This window comes from Nonomuraea terrae, assembly GCF_004348995.1.
GTDB lineage: Bacteria > Actinomycetota > Actinomycetes > Streptosporangiales > Streptosporangiaceae > Nonomuraea > Nonomuraea terrae.
Genome location: NZ_SMKQ01000024.1, coordinates 45,851 through 65,905 on the forward strand (window position 1 = coordinate 45,851; position 20,055 = coordinate 65,905).

Here is a 20,055-nt window from a genome sequence, read left to right on the forward strand (position 1 = left end):
ACGGATGTGGCCGAAGGCGGGGATCGCCTTCGGCCACATGGACGAGGGCTCCTATCTGAAGCGGCGCAGCCTGAGGCTGTTGCTGACCACGAACACGCTGGAGAACGCCATCGCCGCCCCCGCGATCATCGGGTTGAGCAGGCCCAGCGCGGCCAGCGGCAGCGCGGCCACGTTGTAGGCAAACGCCCAGAACAGGTTGCCCTTGATGACCTTGAGCGTCCGGCGCGCGAGCCTGATCGCGTCGGGCGCCACCTTCAGGTCACCCCGCACGAGCGTGAGGTCGGAGGCCTCGATCGCCGCGTCGGTGCCGGTGCCCATCGCGAGGCCCAGGTCGGCCTGGGCCAGCGCGGCGGCGTCGTTGACGCCATCACCCACCATGGCCACGACCTTGCCCTCGGACTGCAGCCGCTTGACCACGTCGACCTTGTCGGCGGGCAGCACCTCGGCGATCACCTCGTCGATGCCCACCTCGGCCGCCACGCTCCTGGCCACGGCCTCGTTGTCACCGGTGAGCAGCACCGGGGACAGACCCAGCGCCTTGAGCTGCTCGATCGCCTCCTTGCTGGTCGGCTTGACCACGTCGGCCACGACCAGCACCGCGCGGGCCCGGCCGTCCCAGCCGACCGCGACCGCCGTACGGCCCTCGGCCTGCTCGTCGGCGAGCTCGCGTTCCAGGTCGGCGGGCAGGTGCTGGGACCACTCCGCCAGCAGCCTGGGCCGGCCGACCAGGACCGCGTGGCCGTCCACGACGCCCTGCACGCCGAGGCCCTCGACGTTGGCGAAGTCCTCGACGGTGGCGTCCGACTGAGCCGCCCGGGCGATGGCCTGGGCGATGGGGTGCTCCGAGGCGTGCTCCAGCGCGCCGGCCAGCCGCAGCACCTCCTCGCGGCTCTCGCCCTCGGCCAGGTGGACGGCGGTGAGGGTCATCCTGCCCTCGGTGACCGTTCCGGTCTTGTCGAGCACGATGGTGTCGATGCGACGGGTGGACTCCAGCACCTCGGGGCCCTTGATCAGGATGCCCATCTGCGCGCCCCGGCCGGTGCCGACCAGCAGCGCCGTCGGGGTGGCCAGGCCGAGCGCGCACGGGCAGGCGATGATCAGCACCGCCACCGCCGCGGTGAACGCCGCCGCGACGCCGTTGCCGGTGCCGAGCCAGAAGCCCAGCGTGCCGACCGCCAGCACGATCACGATCGGGACGAAGATGCCGGAGATGCGATCGGCGAGGCGCTGTACGGCGGCCTTGCCGGTCTGCGCTTCCTCGACCAGCTTGGCCATCTGGGCGAGCTGCGTGTCGGCGCCGACGCGGGTCGCCTTGACGATCAGGCGGCCGCCCGCGTTCACCGTCGCCCCGGTCACCCCGTCGCCCGGCCCGACCTCGACCGGAACGGATTCGCCGGTCAGCATCGAGGCGTCCACCGCGGAGGAGCCATCGACGATCACTCCGTCGGTGGCGATCTTCTCGCCGGGCCGTACCACGAAGGTGTCGCCGACCTTCAGCTGCTCGGTGGGGATGCGGCGGCCGTCGGCGAGCTCGACGTCCTTGGCGCCCAGCTCCAGCAGGGCCCGCAGCGCCGCGCCGGCCCGCCGCTTGGAGCGGGCCTCGAAGTAGCGCCCGGCCAGGATGAACGCCGTCACCCCGGCCGCGGCCTCCAGGTAGATGTTGCCGGAGCCGTCACTGCGCGCGATGGTGAACTCGAAGGGATGCGTCATCCCGGGCGTGCCGGCCGTGCCGAAGAACAGCGCCCACAACGACCAGCCGAGCGCCGCCAGCGTACCCATCGAGATGAGTGTGTCCATCGTCGCGGCGCCGTGCCGCAGGTTGGTCCACGCCGCCTTGTGGAACGGCCACCCGGCGTACACCACCACCGGCGCGGCCAGTACCAGCGACAGCCACTGCCAGTTGGTGAACTGCAACGGCGGGATCATCGCCATCGCGACCACGGGAACGCCCAGCACGACCGACGTGATCAGCCGCTGACGCAACGGCCGCAGCTCGTCCTCCGGCTCGTGCGCCGGCTCGGCCTTGGGCGGGGCGGGCAGCGCGGCGGTGTAGCCGACCTTCTCCACTTCCGCGATCAGCTGCTGCGGGTCGACGCCGTCGGGAAAGGTGACCTTCGCCTTCTCCGTCGCGTAGTTGACCGTCGCTGTCACACCGTCGAGCTTGTTCAGCTTGCGCTCGATGCGGTTGGCGCAGGACGCGCAGGTCATGCCGCCGATCGTGAGTTCGACAGCCCTGCCTTCGGTTACGGAAGACATTCCACCTCTCCTTCCTCTGCGTCCTGCGATCAGTGCGTGTGGTCGTCGTCGTGGGAGGCGCCGGCGCTCGGCTCCGCCGTGGGCCTGGGCTGTCCGGCCCCGGCCCGGGCGGTGAAGTCCGCGGTACGGACCTTGCCCTCGTGCTGGAAGTCCAGGAACAGCCGGTAGTCGCCGGCGCTCGGCACCTCGGCGTAGAACACGATCTCCGGGCCCGCCGCCGTCTTGCCGTCGCCGGGCGTGCCGTCCGGATGAACGTGCAGGTAGGCAAGGTCACCGGCCCGCAGAGCCACCAGATGTCCGTACGCCTCAAGGTACGGCTGCAGGTCGGTCACCGGCTTGCCGTCCTTGCTGACGCTCAGCGTGAGCTTGCTCGATCGGCCCGGCACCAGGTCGCCGTCCAGAGAGACCGTGTACCCGTCGACCTCCGCGGTCCGGCTGACCTCGGTCAAGGGCTTGGGCTCGTAGTCACCGGCGACGAGCAGGTCCGTGCCGAGGGTCAGGCCGCTCCCGCCCGCGGGGACGAAGTCCGCGAACGCCCGGTACGCGCCCGGCTCGTCCAGCGTCAGCTTCGTCGTCCACACGCCATCGGCGGCCCGGGTCGGGTGCAGGTGCTGGAACGTCGCCAGATCCCGCGAGACCACGATGAAGTGCAGTTCCTTCTCGTGCTCGACCTCGTAGCCGGTCACCGGCTTGCCGTCGACGCCCGTCACGGTGAAACGGAAATCGGTGGGTTCGCCGGCCTTGACGGTGGTCAGGGGGTTGAGGGTGTAGCCCTTGTCGGACACTTGGAGCCCTCCGGGGGTATCGCCGGCGGCCTGTTGCGTGGTGCCGCCATGGTCGTCACCGTGGCCTTCCGCCGCTTCCTCGGCGGGGGCCATGGCGCTGTGGTCCTCCGCCGGTAACGGGGTGCCGGCCGGGCCGATCGCTCGCCCCGCGCCCAGGGCGCCACCGAAGACGACGGCCAGCCCCAGGGCGTAGACGCCAAGTCTGGTCGCGGTGTTCATGCCGGATTCACCACCTCGTAGCCGGCTTCCTCGACGGCCGCGATGATCTTCGCCGAGTCGATCGGGCTGTCGCTGCCGACGGTCAGCAGGCCGCCGGCGAGGTCGACCTCCACGGAGGTGACCCCCGCGACCTCGCCGACCTCCTCCTTGACCGAGCTCACGCAGTGTCCGCAGGTCATGCCCTTGACGGTGTAGGTGGCGGTAGCCATGTCAATCAACCCTTTCTATGTCTTCGTCAGGAACGAACGAGCCGCGCAATGGCCTCGGAAGCCTCTTTGATCTTGGCTTCCGCCTCGGGGCCGCCCTTGACGGTGGCTTCGGCGACGCAGTGCGCCAGGTGGTCCTCTAGCAGGGAGATGGCGACGGACTGCAGGGCGCTCGTGGCCGCCGACACCTGGGTGAGGACGTCGATGCAGTACTTGTCGTCCTCGACCATCCGCTGCAGCCCGCGCACCTGACCCTCGATCCGGCGCAACCGGCGCAGCTGGCCCTGCTTGTTGTGGCTGTACCCGACCATGGCCGCCTCCTTCGTTCTTCTTGAAATTACCATACCCCCCTATCGTATGCGCGCGTCAAGGCTGGACAGCGTGCTCCCTGGAATCACGTGGCGGCAGCTCGGTGGCCGCCGGGCGTCATCGAAGCCGTTCGAGCATCTTCCGCATCTGGTCCACCTGGTCCTGCTGGCCGGTCACCATCGTGCCGGCCAGCTGCTTGGCCTGCGGGTTCTCGCCTTGCCGCTGTTCAGTGCGAGCCATGGCGATCGCGCCTTCGTGATGCCTGATCATCAGGCGGAGGAATTCCTTGTCGAACGTGGTTCCCTCGGCCGCTGCCAGCCTGTTCATGTCGGCTTCGGACATCGCTCCGGGCATCTCGTGCCCCATCCCGGCGGTGGGCGCCGGCTTCCCCCACTCCTTCAGCCACTGCCGCATGGTCGCGATCTCCGGCTGCTGAGTGGCCTTGATCTCCGCCGCCAAGTCCTTGACCTGCGTGCTGGACGCCCGCGTCCCGGCCATCTCGGCCATCTCGACCGCCTGTCGATGGTGCACGCTCATCATCTGCGCGAACATCACGTCGGCATCGTTGAAGTCGGCAGTGGGCCTCGTCGTCACGGTCGTGGTGGCATTCGGCAGGACAGACACGTTCTGAGCCGCCGGGACGCCGCCACAGGCGACGAGGGCCAGCGCTCCCGCCACCAATGACGTTCCACGCGTGGCCGCTGATTTGCGGAACATTGCCGTCGAACCCCCGATATCGGCATCTCCACTTGCTCTGACCAGCGCATACCTTCCCCAGCACGACCGGCATTACCGTGCCGGCATCCGCCCCGAAGCCGTTCGAGGACGCCTCTGCTCCACCTCAGCGGCGATCGCGGCGGGTCTTGGCGTCTGAGGGGCGCCGCGCTTGACAGATACCCCCCAGGTGTATGTATGTTCCCGGAACATACCCCCTATGGGTATAGCGATAACCCTCGTACGGTGTCTGGAGAGCTCATGTCCGAACCATCCCCCCGGCGTTGGACCGCACTGGCCCTGATCGCCACCGCCCAGTTCATCGTCATCATGGACACGTCGATCATCGGCGTAGCCCTCCCCCGCATACAGGAAGACCTCGGCTTCTCCCAGGAGAACCTGTCCTGGGTCTTCAACGCCTACGTCGTCGCCTTCGGCGGGCTGCTGCTCCTCGGCGGTCGACTGTCCGACCTGTTCGGCGCCCGCAGGTTGTTCGGCGCCGGCTGGCTCATCCTGCTCATCGGGTCCCTGGTGGCCGGTGTCGCTCCCGAAGTGTGGGTCGAGCTCACCGGCCGTGCCGTGCAGGGCGTCGGTGCCGCCCTGATCGCGCCGTCCGCCCTCACCCTGCTCATGACGCTGTTCGGTCACGACCCCAAGGAGCTCACCAAGGCCCTGGCCCTGTACGGTGCGGCGGCCCCGGCAGGTGGCACCGCGGGTGTCTTCCTCGGCGGCGTCATCACCGAGTACCTGAGCTGGCCGTGGGTCTTCTACATCAACATCCCCATCGCGCTCGTCGCCCTGCTCGCCACCGGGCCGCTGATGCCCGCGGCCCAGGCCCGGCGCGGCTCCGTCGACGTGCTCGGCGCGCTCACCGTCACGCTCGGCCTCGGCGCGACCGTCTACGCCATCGTCCGTGCGCCGGAGACCGGCTGGGGGTCCGCGCAGACCTGGATCGTGATGGCCGGCGCCGTGGCGCTGCTCGCCGCCTTCGTCGCGATCCAGGCCCGCCGCCGCGAACCGCTCATGCGCCTGTCCATCTTCCGCACCCCCGGCCTCGCCGCCGCGAACCTCACCCAGCTGCTGCTCGGCGGGGCATGGATCCCGATGTGGTTCTTCCTCAACCTCTACCTGCAGCAGGTCCTCGGCTACAGCGCCTTTCCCAGCGGTGCCGCGCTGCTGCCGATGACCGTCCTCATCATGGTCGGCATGGTTGTCCTGGCGCCCAGGACCATCGGCCGGTTCGGCCCCAAGGCCGTGACGGTCACCGGGCTGGCCCTGCTCGCGGCGGGGATGGCTTGGCTGTCGCTCATCAGCCCGCAGGGCGGCTTCGTCGTCGACGTCCTGCCGGCCAGCCTCGTCGCCGCGCTCGGCATGTCGCTGGCCTTCATCCCGTCCCTGGGTACCGCCATCTCCTCCGCCCGTCCCGAGGAGGGCGGCCTGGCCTCCGGCATCGTCAACACGAGCTACCAGGTCGGCTCCGCGCTCGGCCTCGCGGCGATGACCGCCGTAGCCGCCGCCAACGGTTCCGGACAACTCGGCAACCTGACGGCCCTGACCAGCGGCTTCTCCGCGGCGTTCATCGGAGCGGCCGGCATCGCCCTCGCCGGCGCGCTCCTCGCCGCCGCCACCCTGCGCACGCGCGGGCCCGGACGCGACGAGCCCGCCGAGGAGGCCACCTCCGTACGCGGCTGACACCGCCTGTACCCGCCGGCCGGCGGGCAGCCGCGCCCGGCTCCCCACGCTGTGGGAGCCGGGCGCACCCGTATGCCCCCCACACGAGCCGGCACGTCCCTGGTGCGCGTCGGCCGAACGCGCGTTCGGCCGACGCGGGATGGACTACGCGCGGGAACGCGCCGACCTCTTCGTGACCGCGGCAACCGGCGAGGCTCCCCGGAGCGGATGACACTCCGTGGCGGACGTCACGGCCTGTCGTCCGTCCAGCCGGCTCCCAGCAGCACGGTGGAGCTCCAGACGGTGCCCGGCTCGAACCCCTCCTGCATGTCGCCCGGCTCCACGACCACGTACTCGTGGGCCAGGGCCTTGCCGGTCACCTCATCGAAGATCAGCCGGTTCTCGGAGACCCCGCCCCGCTCGTAGCGCTCCTCGACCGAGACGGCCGTGCCCCGCCGCCCCTCGGCGTCGGTCACGTGCTGCGCGACCTTCACGTCGTCGAGGTCGGCCAGCATGCGGAACGCCGCGCCCCGCACCTCGGGCGTCACCGGCATATCCATGATCAGACCCACGCTGACCTGGAACAACCACGCGTCCCCGGACATCTTCTCGCTCGTCGACTCGGTGCCGTGCCCCTCGTAGGAGGCCATCAGCCACTTCTTGAGCTTGCCGGGCTCGCCAGGGAGGTCGCGCAGCTCCTTCATCGTGACGTTCCGCCCAAGCCAGAACACCTTGTCGCCGTCCACGAGCGGGCTGCGGTCGGCCCTGACCTTCCCCGGGGACATGGACAGCGGGATCAGACCGTACTTGCCCTCGCCGCCCTTCCCCGGCACCTTGACCCGGACCTCGGACGGCGACCCGGCCTGCTCCCAGGACGTCCGGTCCGCCTCGGTGGCGGGCCGGGCGCCCAGCGACCGGCTGATGGACACCTGCTCGCCCCCGGTCGCGCTCGGCGTCCATCCCTCGTTGCGATCCTGGGCCATGACCTGGTAGCCGCCCTGCTCGGCGACGTACAGGCTCCGCCCCACGGTCACGGTGTGCCAGTAGTCGCCGCTCCCCTCGGCCTGGCGGCCGGCCTTCTCCGCCGCGGCCAGCAGCACGTCCCTGGCCGACAACCGTACGGCGGGCGCCTCGGTGGCCGGCCGGCCGGTCACCACGTGCTGCGCCTCGTACGGTTCCGGGACCGTGCCGGTGCCCGACATCACCACCGCCGCCGCGGTCACGGCCGCCGCCGCTGCCCCGGTCAGCCCCAGCCCCCACACCGGACGTACGGCACGCCGCCGCCGCTCAGCCGGTCGCCGAGGCTCCGACATGGCCCTGGCCAGCTCCGCCGCCCTGGTGCGCTCGTCCACCGGCCGGTCGCCGAGATGCGCGGGCTTGGCGGCCCGAAGTTCCTCGATGGGGTTCATGACCACTCCTCGCTGAGGTTCCGCACGTGGGACATGGACGGGAGGACCGGCGCGTTCCCGGTTCTCCTCGGAGACGTGGACGGCTCGCCCCCCGCCTCCATGGCTTCCCTGAGCCGCTTGCGCGCCCGGTGCAACCGCACCCGGTACGCCGCCGCCGAGCAGCCGACCACCCGCGCGGCCTCCGTGGGCGACAACCCGTGCCAGGCGACGAGGATGAGGATCTCCCGATCGTCCTCGCTCAACGTGGCCAGCGCCCGCAGCACGCCCATGCGCTCGGTCACCTCGTCGGCCACGTCCCCGTCGGTCCAGGCCCGAAGCTCGGCGGCCAGCGCCTCCCTGTGGATCTCCGCGCGCAAGTTGTCACGCAGCACGTTCCGCGCGACGCCGAGCAACCACGGCAACGCCGGCTCGGGCACGTCCTCCAGCCGCCTCCAGGCGATCGCGAACGTCTCGCTCACGACCTCGTCCGCGACCTGCCGCCCGGCGCGACTGACCACGTAGGCCCACACACGTTGCCGGCATTCGTCGTACATGCCGGTGAACCGGTGCGCATCATCCGCCACCGCCCAGCCCCTTCGTTCGGGATGCGTTCTTCTGACACCGGGAAGTGGTCCGAACCCTCCCGTTGTTACCCGCGTCCCGCATCTTTGTCGGCCCTCCGAACACGCGCCCACGCCCTGTGCGGTGAACGCGCCGCCGATGAGCGGATCCAGGTGATGGCCGCCGCCCTGAACCGCCGGCGATCCTCGCTCGGGTGGTCGAAGCGGCCGAGCAAGCTCACCACGAACCGCCGCCGCCGTCCTCGGACCGGCCGACGGAAACCGGCTCATCGCAGAAGAGGGCGTAGTCGGGGTCCGTCGGTTTTCGAGGTCGCCCGCACGGATTTTCACGCTCGGCTGCACTCCTATCCGAGCCCGACGAGACGTGCGCCGGGGAACGGGCTATGCACCGTCGTTGCCATCGCGCAGGGAATGGATCATGCTCCGCAGGATCCGGAACGCGTCTGACTGCTCGGTTTCGGTCATGCCGGCCGAACTGATGGACCTGCCGTCGGCCTAGCGCGCGCTGCGGAAGGAGGAGCGTGCGCGGGTCACGCGGACGGGCGTGGGTTGGTTCTGGTCCAGCGGCGGCTCCAGCCGCGGTGGGAGCGGCGGCCTGAGGCGGCGACGCATCTGCGGCACACCTCGCCGACCTCCTCGGCCGCGCCGCCCGACTCCGGGAACACCTCCGGCCAGGGCACGTGGTGGAACCGGAGCAGGCCGGCGCGGCTGAGCGCCAGGCCGCACAGGGTCTGGTTCGTGCCCGGGTACCAGGCGTGGGCCTCGCCGGCGGGCATCCGCACGCCATGCTCGTCGCGCCATTGGCCGGAGGCCGCGACGGAGGGCTCGGCTCGTGCCGGCATGGGCGTCCTCCTATCGTGCGGGAGCGCCCATGCGCAGGGACGCCAGGGCGGCCATCTGGCCGACGCCGCCGCATCCCCACACGGCCACCACGTCGCCCGGCCCGACCTGGCCGAGGTCGGCGCCTATCCAGCCGGTGGGTACGGCGTCGGAGGCGAACACGGCGCCGGCGTCGGGGACGTTCTCCGGCACGGGGAAGGCGTTGAAGTCGGCGTACGGGATCCGGATGTATTCGGCGTGGCTGCCGGCGAAGCCGCCCATGGCGTGTGAGTAGCCGAAGATCCCGGCGGAGGCGTGGCCGTTCAGTTTCTCCTGGAAGCCGGGGTTGGGATTGGTGTTGTCGCACAACGACCACAGGCCCTGCCGGCAGTAGTGGCAGCGGCCGCATCCGATGATCGAGCACACCGTGACGCGTTCGCCGACCCGCCGTTCGCGTACGTCCGGGCCGACCTCGACGACCTCGCCGACGAACTCGTGACCGAGCACGTCGCCGGCCAGCATCGCGGGCACGTAGCCGTCCAGCAGGTGCAGGTCGGAGCCGCAGACCGAGCTGGCGGTGACCTCGACCAGGGCGTCCTGGCGGTTGAGCAGCCGCGGCTCGGGGACGTCCTCGACCGAGACCTCGTTCACGCCGGTCCAGCACAGCGCTCTCATCGCGGCCCTCTCCTGGTCAGCTGCCGGAACATCGGCCGGGCCACGCCGCCGAGGGCCGTACGGCGTCCTTCCGGCTGTCCTTCCACCACGAGCACCTCGCCGGTCTCCAGCAGTTGCTTGAGCGCCCGTACCTCTTCCCTGGTGCGGCCGTCGGCGGCGCGGACCGCGATCTCGCTGCCCCGCCCGCCCGGAGCCCGGATGACGCGTACCTCGTGCCGTTCGGCCAGGCGCGCCAGCGCGTCCGGCCGGGACGGCCCTGACAGCTCCGACGGGTCCGCTTGGACGGTGACGGCGAACCAGGTGGTCCGCGCGGGCCGCGCCGCACGCATCAGCCGGGCCGCCACGGCGGCCGCTCCCGTCGCGGCGGCCGCCAGCAGGAGCAGGCGCGGGCGTGGACGCAACCTCGTCGATGCGGCTCTCATGCCCCGCGGCTGCCCCTCATCGCCGGAAGCAAACTGCGGGCGCGCATCCGTCGGTGACCTGTGGGTACGGGGAGCGGACCCGGGATGACGAAGGGGGCGGCGCTCATGATGAGGGGTGTGCTGCGGGAAGGGATGATCGCCGGTACGGCGGGGGCGGTCGCGATGACGCTGGCGGAGAAGGCCGAGCAACGGCTGACCGGCCGGCCGGACTCGTACGTCCCGGCGCGGGTGCTGGAGCGGCTGACCGGCATGAAGGAGCATCACGGGGTGGCGTCGCAGGTGGTGAACCTCGGCATGCATCTCGGACAGGGCGCCCTGGTGGGGGTGCTGCGGTCGGTCATGGCGCACGCGGGGCTGCGGGGTGGATGGTCGTCGCTGATGTTCACCGTGGTGCGGCTGACGAACGACCAGATCGTGGAGAACGCCACCGGCGTCGGTGCTCCGCCCCAGACCTGGCCGAGGCGGGAGCTGGCGGTGGACGTGCTGCACAAGGCCGTCTACGGCCTGGTGACCGGCGCCGTCGCGGACATCCTCGCCTCGCGCGGCGGGCCCGGACCCGGTCAGCGGCACGCGGCGAAGGAGCCCGGCCGCCGTTCCGGCGTCGGCCCGGTGCCTCGGGAGAAGGCGTTCAGTCGTTGACGGGTCACCAGGCCCACATCCCGACGCGGACCGGCACCCCCGGAGAGGCGTGGACCACGGCGCGGCCGTCGGGCGCGGGGAGGCCTGCGGCCTGGACGAGGTCCTGCTCCAGGGTGATCAGGCGGGCGTGGTGCAGCGGCCAGTCGGGGTGTTCGACCTGCGCGGAGGCCGGCCGGCCCGCCACGAGGGTGAACAGGCGGTAGCGGGCCGTCAGGAAATGCGCGAGCTCGTCGCGCTCGCTTTCCGCCAGCGGTTCGCCCCTTTCGACGTCCGCGTCGCATCGGGCGCCGCCGGGGCCCGGCAGGCGTCGGCGGCAGCGGTATCGGAGGTTTCCGTCTCCGGCCTCCACCGACATGTCCGACCAGAAGTAGGGCAGCCGGTAGCCGGTCCGGCCGCCGACCGCGGCGGGCAGGAGTCCCGCGTCCAAGGAGAAGAACCAGATCCCGCCGCGGCCGCGCTCGTCTCGTACGTACGTCCGCAGGTTGGTCTCCGGGAATCTCGACAACCACGGCAGCGCCGGGAGGCCCGGGGGTCGTACCCCCTCCATGAGGAAGGGGGTGAGGCCGACCCATGCCGTCCCGTCGAAGGTCTCGACGGTGAGCCCGTCCGGAACCAGGGCCTGTACGCGCGCGGCCGGGTAGCGCCAGTGGATGAAGGTGATGTCCGACCAGTGGTGGTGCATCACCGGCAGGCTGACGCGGGGCGATGGTGGAGCGCGCACGGTGTAGCACTGCCCCTGAGCCGTACCGGCATTCGCGACGTGCGATGCGGCTCGCCTGGGGTATGGGGTTCGGCCGGACGCCGGAAGGAGCCGGAAGGCATGAACCGTAACGAGGATGACGGACGTGTCGCGGGGCGCGAGCCCGGGTCGCCGGAGGGGATGAGCGCGCAGGAGGTGGACCGCCGCAGCGACCTGGCGCGGTGGATCAGCGGGGTGCACGCCTTCCCGGCTGATCGCACGACGCTGCTGGAACGCGCGCGATCCCAGTCGGCCCCGGACGGCGTGCTGTCCGCGCTTCGGTCGTTGCCGGACCGGACCTTCGACAACCTCGAAGACATCGCGAACGAACTGGGCATCGGCGGCGGTCAGCAACACGACTGATCCGCCGCCCGTCTGGATCACGCCGGAGCCGGGTTCTCCGCCCTGAACGCACGTCCCTGAATCCCCAGCCCGGCGGACCGTGCCAAAAGGGTCAGGTGGTGTAGCCCCAGGCCTTGGCGTACTTGGCCAAGGACGGGGAGACGGTCGCGAAGGTGCGGGCGGCCTGGATACGGCCGGACTTGATGTTGTCGCTGCGGTCGCCCAGGTTCGGGACGAAGTCGCCGTGGTAGTACTTGCCGTACTCGAGCATTCCCGGCTCCCACTCCACGTCCAGGTACGCGCAGATCTCGCGGGTGATGCGCTCGGGCTCGGCGGTCAGCTCCTCGTAGCGCACGGTCAGGCCGCCGAGGGTGCGGCGGGCCTTCTCCAGGGGCTTGAAGTACTTCAGCGCGTTCGCCTCCAGGGCCTCCCGGGTGGAGGTGTTGCCCTTGCGGTTCTCCAGCGAGGAGACGACGCCCTCGGGGTGGCGCAGCAGGATGAGGAACTTCGCCTTCGGCCAGGCGTACGTGAGACGTTCCCAGGTGAAGACGTTGCCCGGGGTCTTGTCGACGATGACGTCCTTGCCGCTGCGCTCCAGCTCCAGGTGGAGGATGCGGTCCCACAGCACGTGTTCGAGCTCGATCTGGTCGAGCCCCAGCTCCTGCATGGACTGCTCGGAGAAGCCGGGGGTCAGCTGGACGCCGATGGTGCGCAGGTGGAGCTCGTGCGGGGCGCGGATGCGGGAGTGGCTGTTGAGCAGCATGCGCAGGAGCGTGGAGCCCGAGCGTACGGAGGCGATCACGAAGACCGGTGACTCGACCTGCCGCGGCATGGTCGGAACGTTGTAGTCGACGACCTGCGTGCGCTTGGGCGGTCGCGGGGTGGCCTTCGCCTCCTTGAGGTCCCTGACCTCCTTGGGCTCCGCCATCGTCAACTGCCGCGGGGGACGCAGCGCCTCACCAAGAAGGCGAGCCCTTCGCTTGAAGCCCGTGTTCACGACGCCCATGCGTGACCTGGTGACCTTTCGCTCGCGGCGGCTCTTCCACCGGCGTGCGCAGCCGGAACTGCTGCGATCAACCGGCCCCCAACAGTCGGACAAAGGTAACGTAAAGGTTAGGTGACGGCAATGTCAGTGTCGGGTCAGACGGGCGAGTTCGACGGCCGCATGAGCGACGCAGAGCCTGAAAGCGCCAGGCGTAGCGGGGCAACCCCGGTCATAGAGACAGCCCCTGCCCTGGTTGCGCGAGGTCGGAAAGATCTACCATGGTGCTCTGCGTCGCGGGCGGTGTGGGCGTGTGGCTCGTGCCGGACGCGGGGGTCGCGGTGATCGCGGTGACCGTCGTCGCCCTCCTGGCGTTCGTGGTCGCGGGCGGGGTGAAGGGCTCCCGGGCCGCGAACGCCGTGAACGACCAGGAGCCCGGCTGATCAGAGGAGCTGCTCCGCGCGCCGGTAGTGGGCCGCGGCGCCGGGCCGGCCGAGGGCGGTGGCCAGGTGGCCGAGGAAGCGGGCGACCGGGCCCAGGGTGACCAGGCCGCTGCCGGCCCCGGCCAGCTCCGCTTCCGCCGGGAGCAGCAGCTCGTAGAGGCGTTCCATCGCCGGGCGGTCGCCCGCCTCGATCGCCACCATGGCGTGCAGGCAGGACCGCGCCTCGAAGAACAGGTCACGCGGCGACTCGGGGATCGCGCGCGCCACGGCCTCGTCCCGGCGCCCCCTGCGCAGCAGCACCACGGGAAGGGCCCACTTCTCGTACGGCCCCCACCCGGCGTCCGGCTCGACATCGTCGCCCAGGCAGAGCAGAGCCAGCGGCAGCAGCCCGTCCTCTACCCCGGGCATGCCGGTTCCGGAGAGCCGGGCGGCGGCCGTACGGTATGCGGCTCGCGCCTCCTCCACCCGCCCGGTCACGGCGTGGCGGAGGGCGGCGTACCAGGTGGTGAAGACCCCCACCAGCGGCAGGTCGTAGCGCTCGGCGAGCCGGTCGGCCGCGGCGGCGTGCCGGTCGGCGGCGGCCAGGTCGGCCAGCGCGGCCCCGGCCTGCATCAGGATCAGGTGGCCGAGCACCTCGAACGCCGGCAGCCCGGCGGCCAGGTCGAGGAGTTCGGCGCCGATGGCGGCCCGCTGCGGGGCGAGCCCGGCGCGGTGGAAGCTCTGCATGAAGCGGCCGTTGAGCGCGTACGCGAGCAGCGTCCGGTCGTCGAGGCGGCGGGCGATGGCCTCGGCCTCGCGGGCCGCCTCGTCACCTCGCGGTCCGGCGTCGGCGCGGCGTTCCATGGCGATGGTGATCAGCAGGCGGGCGCGTTCGGCGTCGTGCCCCGCGGGCAGGGCGGGCAGGGTGCGCTCGGCGGCCGCCACGAGCCGGGCCGACAGGTCGGGGTCGTCGTTGGCCGTCCAGATCGCGGGCACCTCGAACGCCCCGATCACCCTGGCGGTCCGCACGGGATCGCCGAGAGCCTCGGCCGCGCGGGCCGCCTCGGCGCGGTGGCGCCGCGACTCCGGCAGGCGGCCGGTCACCGCCAGGGCCCTCGCCAGGCCCATGACGGCCTCCAGCCGGGCGAGCGGGTCGGCCTCGGGCATGCGGTCGAGGGCCGCTACCGTCTCCCGCCACAACCGGGCGGCGTCGTGCGGGGCGGACCTGCGCTCCGCACGCTCGGCGGCGGCGCGGGCGGAGCGCGCCGTACGGCACGGGTCCGCGGTGCCCTCCGCGCGCAGGCAGTGGTGGGCGACGGTCTCCACGTCGCCCGGCCGGACGCGTTCGGCGATCTCGGCGGCCCTGGCGTGCCAGCGGGCGCGGCGTGGGCGCGGGACGTCCTGGTAGAGGGTCTCGTGGACCAGCGCGTGGGCGAAGCGGAGACGGCCCACGTCCACCAGGAAGCCCGCGAGCAGGGCGGACTCGACGGAGTCGAGGACACTCTCCTCGTCGCCGGCCAGCGGGACGAGGACGTCGAGGTCCACCTCCTGTCCGACGACCGCGGCCTGGCGCAGGTGGGTGCGGGCGGTCTCGGGGAGCGCGGCCAGACGCTGGCGGATGACGTCGCGCACCCCGGCGGGGACACCGCGCAGGGCCGCGCCGCCGCCGCTCTCCCACACCCGCACGAGCTCCCTGACGAAGAAGGGGTTGCCGCCCGTGCGGGCGTGGATCGTGCGCACGTCGCCGGGCGGCACGGAACGGCCGGTGAGCGCCTGGGCCAGCTCTCCCACCTGGGGCTCGGCGAGGCCGCCCAGGTAGACCCGGCCCGGCTCGTGGCGTGCGGCCCGGCCCAGCGCCTCGGCCAGCGCGGCGGAGATCTCCGTCGACCGGTAGGTGGCCACGACGAGGACCGGCGCCGGCCCGAGCTCGCCGGCCAGGGTGGTCACCAGGGCCAGCGTCTCCTCGTCAGCCCAGTGCAGGTCGTCGAACACGAGCAGCACCGGCCCGCGCACGGCCAGGTCGCGCAGGTAGGCGCAGATCCGCCGATGCCGACCGAACCGCTCCCCCTCCTCGTCGGCGGGCGGGCGCCCGGCCAGCTGCTCGCGGATCTGGCTCCACGGCCAGGCGGCGGGTGCCCCCGGCAGCTCGGGACTGGCACCCCAGGCGACGGTCCAGCCGCCGGCCGCCAGCCGCCGCCGCAGCGCGTCCGCCAGCGCGGTCTTGCCCGCGCCCGCCTCTCCGGACAGCAGCACCAGCCGCGACCGCCCCGCATGGGCGACGTCCGCCGCCACGCCCTCCAGCTCCCCGAGCTCCGCCGCCCGCCCCACGAACGGCTGCGCCGGCGAGCCGGCCCGCTCCGGCGCGAGGTGAGGGGCGTGGGCGAGGATGTCGGATTCGAGCCGGCGCAGGCCCGCCCCCGGATCCACCCCCACTTCGGTACGCAACGTCTCCCGCGCCCGCCGCAGCGTGGCCAGCGCGTCGCTCTGGCGGCCGGTCCGGTAGAGGGCCAGGGCCAGCAGCCGCCATCCGTCCTCGCGCAGCGGGTGGGCGGCGACGTGCGCCTCCAGGTCGGGCACCGCCTCGGCGGCGAGCCCGCAGGCCAGCGCCGCCTCCGCCCGGCGCTCGACGGCCAGCCGGCGCAGCTCGTCGAGCCGGACGGCCTCACCGCGCGCCCAGTCCAGCTCGGCGAACTCCGCGTACGCCGGCCCCCGCCACAGCCCCAGCGCCTCGTCGAGCAGGGCGAGCGCCTCCCCGGCGGCCCCGCCGTCCAGCAGCCGCGCCGACTCGGCGACCGCCGCCTCGAACCGCCAGGCGTCCACCGACTCCGGCGCGGCGCGCAGGGCGTAGCCGGGCGGCGCGGTGACGAGCAGCCGTGACGGCGTGCGCGGCGGACGTGACGGCTCCAGCGCCTTGCGCAGCGCGCCGACGAACGTCTGCACCGCCCCGACCGCGCCTTCCGGCGGATCGTCCCAGAGGTCGGCGACCAGCCACGACACGGGCACGACGCGGGTGCGGGCGACGAGCAGCCGGGCCAGCACGGCACGGTGTCTGGGCCCCTTGAGGGGAACCGGGCCGCGCTCGTCCTCGGCCGTCAGCGGCCCCAGCACCCCGAACGACAGCATCCCCCTCAACTTATCGCCCAGGTGAATGCTGACCGCGTGCTGATCGGGCCGCGGCAGGGTGGGCACGCCGTCCGCCCGGGCGGCGCGAACACTGCAGGAAAGGCCGACATGACCATCGAGATCAGCGGATTCACCCGGCAGCGGGTCACCGTCGCGGACGGGGTCGCGCTCAACGTCGCCGTGGGCGGGACGGGCAGCCCCGTCGTGCTGCTGCACGGCTTCCCGCAGACCCACCTCATGTGGCGGCACGTCGCCCCCGACCTGGCGGCCGACCACACGGTGATCTGCCCCGACCTGCGCGGCTACGGCGCCAGCGACAAGCCGGAGGACACCGACGGGCACGCCTACTCCAAGCGGACCATGGCCGCCGACATCGTGGCGCTGGCCCGGGCGCTCGGGCACGAGCGGTTCGCGCTGGCCGGGCACGACCGCGGCGCGCTGGTGGCGATCCGGGCCGGGCTCGACCACCCGCACGCCGTCACCCACCTGGCCTCGCTGGACGTCCTGCCGACCCTCGACACCTGGGACGTCCTGCACGGCCGCTCGGCGGCGCCCGGTTTCCACCTCTACCTGATGGCTCAGCCGCCCGGCCTGCCGGAGACGCTGATCGGCGCCGCGCCGGACGCGTTCTTCGGCCACTTCCTCGACCTGTGGAGCGCCGACGCGATCCCCGCCGACGTGCGGGCCGCGTACCTGGAGGCGTCGCGGGGGGCCGTCCGGTCGATCGTGGCCGACTACCGGGCCACGGCGACGGTGGACGTCGAGCACGACGAGGCCGACCGGCGGGCCGGGAACCGGCTGCGGATGCCGGTGACGGCGCTGCAGCAGGACTGGGGCGCGGTGCTGGGGTACGACGCGGCGGCCCGCTGGCGCGCCTGGGCGGACGACCTCGACCACCGCACCGTCTCGTGCGGCCACTTCATGGCCGAGGAATCCCCCGCGGAGATCGTCAAGGCCCTGCGGGACCTGCTCGCCCGGTGACGGTCACCACGGGACGGGCGTGCCGTCCCAGGAGAAGAACCCGCCGGAAGGGGCGTCGTCCGGAAGCAGGGCCAGCCGGACGGCGCCCGCCGCCGCCTCGGCCGGGTCGCCTCCGCTCGCGGCGGCGGTGGCGTTGAGCTCGGTACGGCGCAGTCCTGGCGCCAGGGCGTTGACCTTGACGCCGTCGCCGGCCAGGGCATGGGCGTAGAAGACGGTCAGGGCGTTGAGCGCCGCCTTGGACGAGCGGTAGGCGGCGTGGGCGCCGCTGTGCGGGAACTCCGGCCCCGTGGCCCAGGTGAGCGAGCCGGTGCCGCTGGAGACGTTGACGATCCTGGGGTGCGCGGACCGCCGTAGCGCCGGCAGGAACGCGTTGGTCACGGCGACGACGCCGAAGACGTTCGTCTCGTAGACGCGGCGAAAGGTGTCGACGTCCTCCTGGTCGGGGGTCTGGGGGTCGTCGGAGACGCCGGCGTTGTTGACCAGGATGTCGAGTGTGCCGATCTGACGGGCGGCGGCGGCGATGCTCGCGGCGGCGGTCACGTCGAGCACGAGCGGCCGGGCGTCGCCGCCGATCTCCTCGGCGGCGACTTGTCCGCGTGCGGCGTCGCGCGAGCCGACGTAGACCGTGAGCCCCGCCTCCGCGATCTGGCGAGCCATCTCTTTGCCGATGCCCTTGTTGGCTCCGGTGACGAGTGCGATCGAGTGGTCCATGCCGTCGAGGGTGCCCGCCCGCCCGAGGGCCCATCCAGGGACAATCGATACCAGGGAGGGACTCGATGGCAAAAAACGAACTCGCCCGCTTCCTGCGCGATCGCCGGGAGAGGCTCCGTCCCGGTGACGTCGGGCTGCCCGCCGGGGACCGCCGCCGTACGCCGGGGTTGCGCCGCGAGGAGGTCGCCGACGTGGCCGGCATGTCGGTCGACTACTACGTGCGGCTGGAGCAGGCGCGCGGGCCGCGCCCGTCGCCACGGATCCTGGAGTCGCTGGCGGGTGCGCTCAGGCTCGTGCCGGCCGAGCGGGCCCACCTGTTCCGGCTGGCCGGCGTGGCCCCGGTGCCGCCCGCCGCCCCGTCGCGCGAGGTCCGGCCGTACGTGGCGGCGCTGCTGCACCGGTTGCCGGAGACCGCGGTCGTCGTCACCGCGGCCACGTACGACGTGATCGCCTGGAACCCGCTCGCCGAGGCACTGCTCGGCGACCTGCGCGCGCAGCCCAACCTGGCCCGGCGGCGCTTCCTGGCCCGGGAGGAGGTGTTCACCACCGGGCACGAGGACTTCGGCGCGTACGCGGTGGCCCGGCTGCGTGCCGCCGCCGACCGATACCCGCGCGACGCCGGTCTGGCGGCCCTGCTGGCGGAGCTGCGGGCGGGCAGCGCGGAGTTCGGCGAGATCTGGGCCACCAACCCGGTACGCGCCCCCGGCCACCGGACGAAGACCATGACGCACCCCGACCTCGGCCCGCTCCACCTCAACTGCGACATCCTGACCGTGCCGGACGACGACCAGCAGGTCGTCTTCATGACCGCCGACCCCGGCACGGCGACCGCCCGCACCCTCCACCGGCTGAGTGCGGGCTGACCGGGCTCAGCCCTTGCGCCACTTCTGGTTGGAGGTGCCGCCGCAGGACCACAGTTGCAGGCGGGCGCCGTCGCCGGTGGCCTTGTCCTTGACGTCCCCGCACTTGTCGGCGGCCTGGTTGACCAGGTCGTGGGCGTTGTTCAGGACGAAGCGCCGGGCGGAGCCGCCGTTGCAGGTGGCGCGCTGGATGGAGGCGCCAACCAGAAACGGAGCGCACCGGCCTGACCGGCTTCATCTGTGAGGTTCGTCCGCATACTGTGGAAAATCGACATGCCCGATCGCGGATCCCCGGGAGGCCCGCGTGCCCGTGCTGGAGGCGTTGGAGCCGTACGACCCGCGCAAGGTGGGGCCGTACCGGATCGAGGCGCGGCTGGGTGCCGGCGGGATGGGGCAGGTCTTCCTCGGGCGGTCGCGCAGCGGGCGGGCGGTGGCGGTCAAGGTCGTCCATCCGGAGCTGGCGGCCGACGCGGACTTCCGGCGCAGGTTCGCCCGGGAGATCGCGCTGGCGCGTACGGTGAGCGGGTTCTTCACCGCCGGCGTGGTGGACGCCGATCCTGAGGGCAGGCCGCCGTGGCTGGCGACCGCGTACGTGCCCGGCCTGTCGCTGGAGGAGGCGGTCGCCGAGCACGGCCCCTGGCATGAGCGGGACGTGCTCGTGCTGGGGGCGGGGCTGGCGGAGGCGCTGGAGTCGATCCACGCCGTCGGGGTGGTGCATCGGGACCTCAAGCCGTCGAACGTGCTGCTGGCGGCCGACGGGCCGCGCGTGATCGACTTCGGGGTCTCCGTGGCTGTCGAGGGCGTCCGCCTCACCAGGACCGGGATGGCGGTGGGCACGCCGGGGTTCATCTCCCCCGAGCAGTTGACGGGGGCCGTGGTCGGGCCGGCCAGTGACGTGTTCTGCCTGGGCGCGGTGCTGGCCTTCACGGCCACGGGCACGGGCCCGTTCGGCGGCGGGTCGTGGCAGGGGCTGTGGTACCGCACCGTGCACGAGGAGCCCGAGCTCGCGGCGCTGCCGCCCCGGCTGCGTGACCTGGTGGGACGGTGTCTCGACAAGCGCCCCGAGGCGCGGCCGACCGCGACGGCGTTGCTGGACGAGCTGGCCGGGAACGTCACGGACGGCGGCACGCTCGCCGACCTCTACATCGACTCGCGGTGGTTGCCCGCCCCGGTCGCCCAGGTCGTCCGCACCCTGCTCATCACCCCCGTCC

22 protein-coding genes are annotated in these 20,055 nt (G+C 72.5%); 7 read left to right on the forward strand and 15 right to left on the reverse strand.

Going from position 1 to position 20,055, the window contains the following annotated elements:
• Positions 1 to 51: 51 nt before the first annotated feature.
• From E1286_RS11710 to E1286_RS11730, 5 genes are all read right to left on the reverse strand, one after another.
• Entirely contained in the window at positions 52 to 2,256 is a 2,205-nt protein-coding gene (locus E1286_RS11710) for a heavy metal translocating P-type ATPase (RefSeq protein ID WP_132611601.1), read from the reverse strand.
• A gap of 29 nt (positions 2,257 to 2,285) precedes the next feature.
• Positions 2,286 to 3,260 carry a hypothetical protein gene (locus E1286_RS11715; protein WP_132611603.1) on the reverse strand — a complete coding sequence of 325 codons (975 nt, stop codon included), beginning with the start codon at positions 3,258 to 3,260 and terminating at the stop codon, positions 2,286 to 2,288.
• Entirely contained in the window at positions 3,257 to 3,469 is a 213-nt protein-coding gene (locus E1286_RS11720; protein WP_132611605.1) for a heavy-metal-associated domain-containing protein, read from the reverse strand. The genes E1286_RS11715 and E1286_RS11720 overlap by 4 nt, the downstream gene beginning before the upstream one ends.
• Before the next feature lie 26 nt (positions 3,470 to 3,495).
• On the reverse strand, positions 3,496 to 3,777 hold the full coding sequence (locus E1286_RS11725) for a metal-sensitive transcriptional regulator (RefSeq protein WP_132611607.1): 282 nt from the start codon (positions 3,775 to 3,777) through the stop codon (positions 3,496 to 3,498).
• Between the two features lie 115 nt (positions 3,778 to 3,892).
• Entirely contained in the window at positions 3,893 to 4,492 is a 600-nt protein-coding gene (locus E1286_RS11730; protein ID WP_132611609.1) for a DUF305 domain-containing protein, read from the reverse strand.
• A 258-nt stretch (positions 4,493 to 4,750) separates the two neighbouring features.
• On the opposite strand from E1286_RS11730, the gene E1286_RS11735 reads away from it, so the two are divergent.
• Positions 4,751 to 6,181, forward strand: coding sequence for an MFS transporter (locus E1286_RS11735; protein ID WP_132611611.1), 1,431 nt, complete (start codon positions 4,751 to 4,753; stop codon positions 6,179 to 6,181).
• A 227-nt stretch (positions 6,182 to 6,408) separates the two neighbouring features.
• Here the strand turns inward: E1286_RS11735 and E1286_RS11740 are convergent, their stop codons facing one another.
• The 5 genes from E1286_RS11740 to E1286_RS11765 all read right to left on the reverse strand — a co-directional run bounded on the left by E1286_RS11740 (position 6,409) and on the right by E1286_RS11765 (position 10,045).
• A complete protein-coding gene (locus E1286_RS11740; protein ID WP_132611613.1) occupies positions 6,409 to 7,569 on the reverse strand; it encodes a CU044_5270 family protein in 1,161 nt (386 codons plus the stop codon).
• Positions 7,566 to 8,132, reverse strand: a complete 567-nt coding sequence (locus E1286_RS11745) for an RNA polymerase sigma factor (protein ID WP_246074752.1) — start codon at positions 8,130 to 8,132, stop codon at positions 7,566 to 7,568. The genes E1286_RS11740 and E1286_RS11745 overlap by 4 nt, the downstream gene beginning before the upstream one ends.
• A gap of 527 nt (positions 8,133 to 8,659) precedes the next feature.
• Positions 8,660 to 8,971 carry a hypothetical protein gene (locus E1286_RS11755; protein WP_132611615.1) on the reverse strand — a complete coding sequence of 104 codons (312 nt, stop codon included), beginning with the start codon at positions 8,969 to 8,971 and terminating at the stop codon, positions 8,660 to 8,662.
• 10 nt (positions 8,972 to 8,981) lie between these two features.
• Entirely contained in the window at positions 8,982 to 9,623 is a 642-nt protein-coding gene (locus E1286_RS11760) for an alcohol dehydrogenase catalytic domain-containing protein (RefSeq protein ID WP_132611618.1), read from the reverse strand.
• The gene (locus tag E1286_RS11765; protein ID WP_132611620.1) at positions 9,620 to 10,045 is read right to left on the reverse strand and encodes a hypothetical protein; all 426 of its coding nucleotides are present in this window, start codon (positions 10,043 to 10,045) and stop codon (positions 9,620 to 9,622) included. The genes E1286_RS11760 and E1286_RS11765 overlap by 4 nt, the downstream gene beginning before the upstream one ends.
• 84 nt (positions 10,046 to 10,129) lie before the next feature.
• Here E1286_RS11765 and E1286_RS11770 point away from each other — a divergent pair, with 84 nt between their 5' ends.
• Positions 10,130 to 10,684 (forward strand): hypothetical protein, encoded by a 555-nt coding sequence (locus tag E1286_RS11770; RefSeq protein WP_223189835.1) that lies wholly within the window; start codon positions 10,130 to 10,132, stop codon positions 10,682 to 10,684.
• 4 nt (positions 10,685 to 10,688) lie between these two features.
• On the opposite strand, the gene E1286_RS11775 is transcribed toward E1286_RS11770, so the two are convergent.
• Positions 10,689 to 11,366 carry a YqjF family protein gene (locus E1286_RS11775; RefSeq protein ID WP_132611622.1) on the reverse strand — a complete coding sequence of 226 codons (678 nt, stop codon included), beginning with the start codon at positions 11,364 to 11,366 and terminating at the stop codon, positions 10,689 to 10,691.
• A gap of 138 nt (positions 11,367 to 11,504) precedes the next feature.
• On the opposite strand from E1286_RS11775, the gene E1286_RS11780 reads away from it, so the two are divergent.
• The gene (locus E1286_RS11780) at positions 11,505 to 11,786 is read left to right on the forward strand and encodes a DUF2795 domain-containing protein (protein WP_132611624.1); all 282 of its coding nucleotides are present in this window, start codon (positions 11,505 to 11,507) and stop codon (positions 11,784 to 11,786) included.
• 91 nt (positions 11,787 to 11,877) lie between these two features.
• On the opposite strand, the gene E1286_RS11785 is transcribed toward E1286_RS11780, so the two are convergent.
• Entirely contained in the window at positions 11,878 to 12,693 is an 816-nt protein-coding gene (locus E1286_RS11785; RefSeq protein ID WP_223189836.1) for a sulfotransferase family protein, read from the reverse strand.
• A gap of 335 nt (positions 12,694 to 13,028) precedes the next feature.
• Here E1286_RS11785 and E1286_RS47770 point away from each other — a divergent pair, with 335 nt between their 5' ends.
• A complete protein-coding gene (locus tag E1286_RS47770) occupies positions 13,029 to 13,190 on the forward strand; it encodes a hypothetical protein (protein ID WP_165969696.1) in 162 nt (53 codons plus the stop codon).
• Here E1286_RS47770 and E1286_RS51240 read toward each other — a convergent pair whose 3' ends face one another.
• Positions 13,191 to 16,292 (reverse strand): ATP-binding protein, encoded by a 3,102-nt coding sequence (locus tag E1286_RS51240; protein ID WP_132611628.1) that lies wholly within the window; start codon positions 16,290 to 16,292, stop codon positions 13,191 to 13,193.
• 108 nt (positions 16,293 to 16,400) lie between these two features.
• Here E1286_RS51240 and E1286_RS11795 point away from each other — a divergent pair, with 108 nt between their 5' ends.
• Complete coding sequence (locus E1286_RS11795; protein WP_132611630.1) at positions 16,401 to 17,273, forward strand: alpha/beta fold hydrolase; 873 nt, start codon at positions 16,401 to 16,403, stop codon at positions 17,271 to 17,273.
• A 3-nt stretch (positions 17,274 to 17,276) separates the two neighbouring features.
• Here the strand turns inward: E1286_RS11795 and E1286_RS11800 are convergent, their stop codons facing one another.
• Entirely contained in the window at positions 17,277 to 17,984 is a 708-nt protein-coding gene (locus tag E1286_RS11800) for an SDR family oxidoreductase (RefSeq protein ID WP_132611632.1), read from the reverse strand.
• Between the two features lie 65 nt (positions 17,985 to 18,049).
• On the opposite strand from E1286_RS11800, the gene E1286_RS11805 reads away from it, so the two are divergent.
• Positions 18,050 to 18,847, forward strand: coding sequence for a helix-turn-helix transcriptional regulator (locus tag E1286_RS11805; RefSeq protein ID WP_132611634.1), 798 nt, complete (start codon positions 18,050 to 18,052; stop codon positions 18,845 to 18,847).
• Positions 18,848 to 18,853: 6 nt separating this feature from the next.
• Here the strand turns inward: E1286_RS11805 and E1286_RS52005 are convergent, their stop codons facing one another.
• Positions 18,854 to 19,051 (reverse strand): RICIN domain-containing protein, encoded by a 198-nt coding sequence (locus tag E1286_RS52005; protein WP_132611652.1) that lies wholly within the window; start codon positions 19,049 to 19,051, stop codon positions 18,854 to 18,856.
• 97 nt (positions 19,052 to 19,148) lie between these two features.
• Here E1286_RS52005 and E1286_RS11815 point away from each other — a divergent pair.
• A partial coding sequence (locus E1286_RS11815; RefSeq protein WP_223189837.1) for a serine/threonine-protein kinase occupies positions 19,149 to 20,055 on the forward strand: 907 nt, incomplete at its 3' end.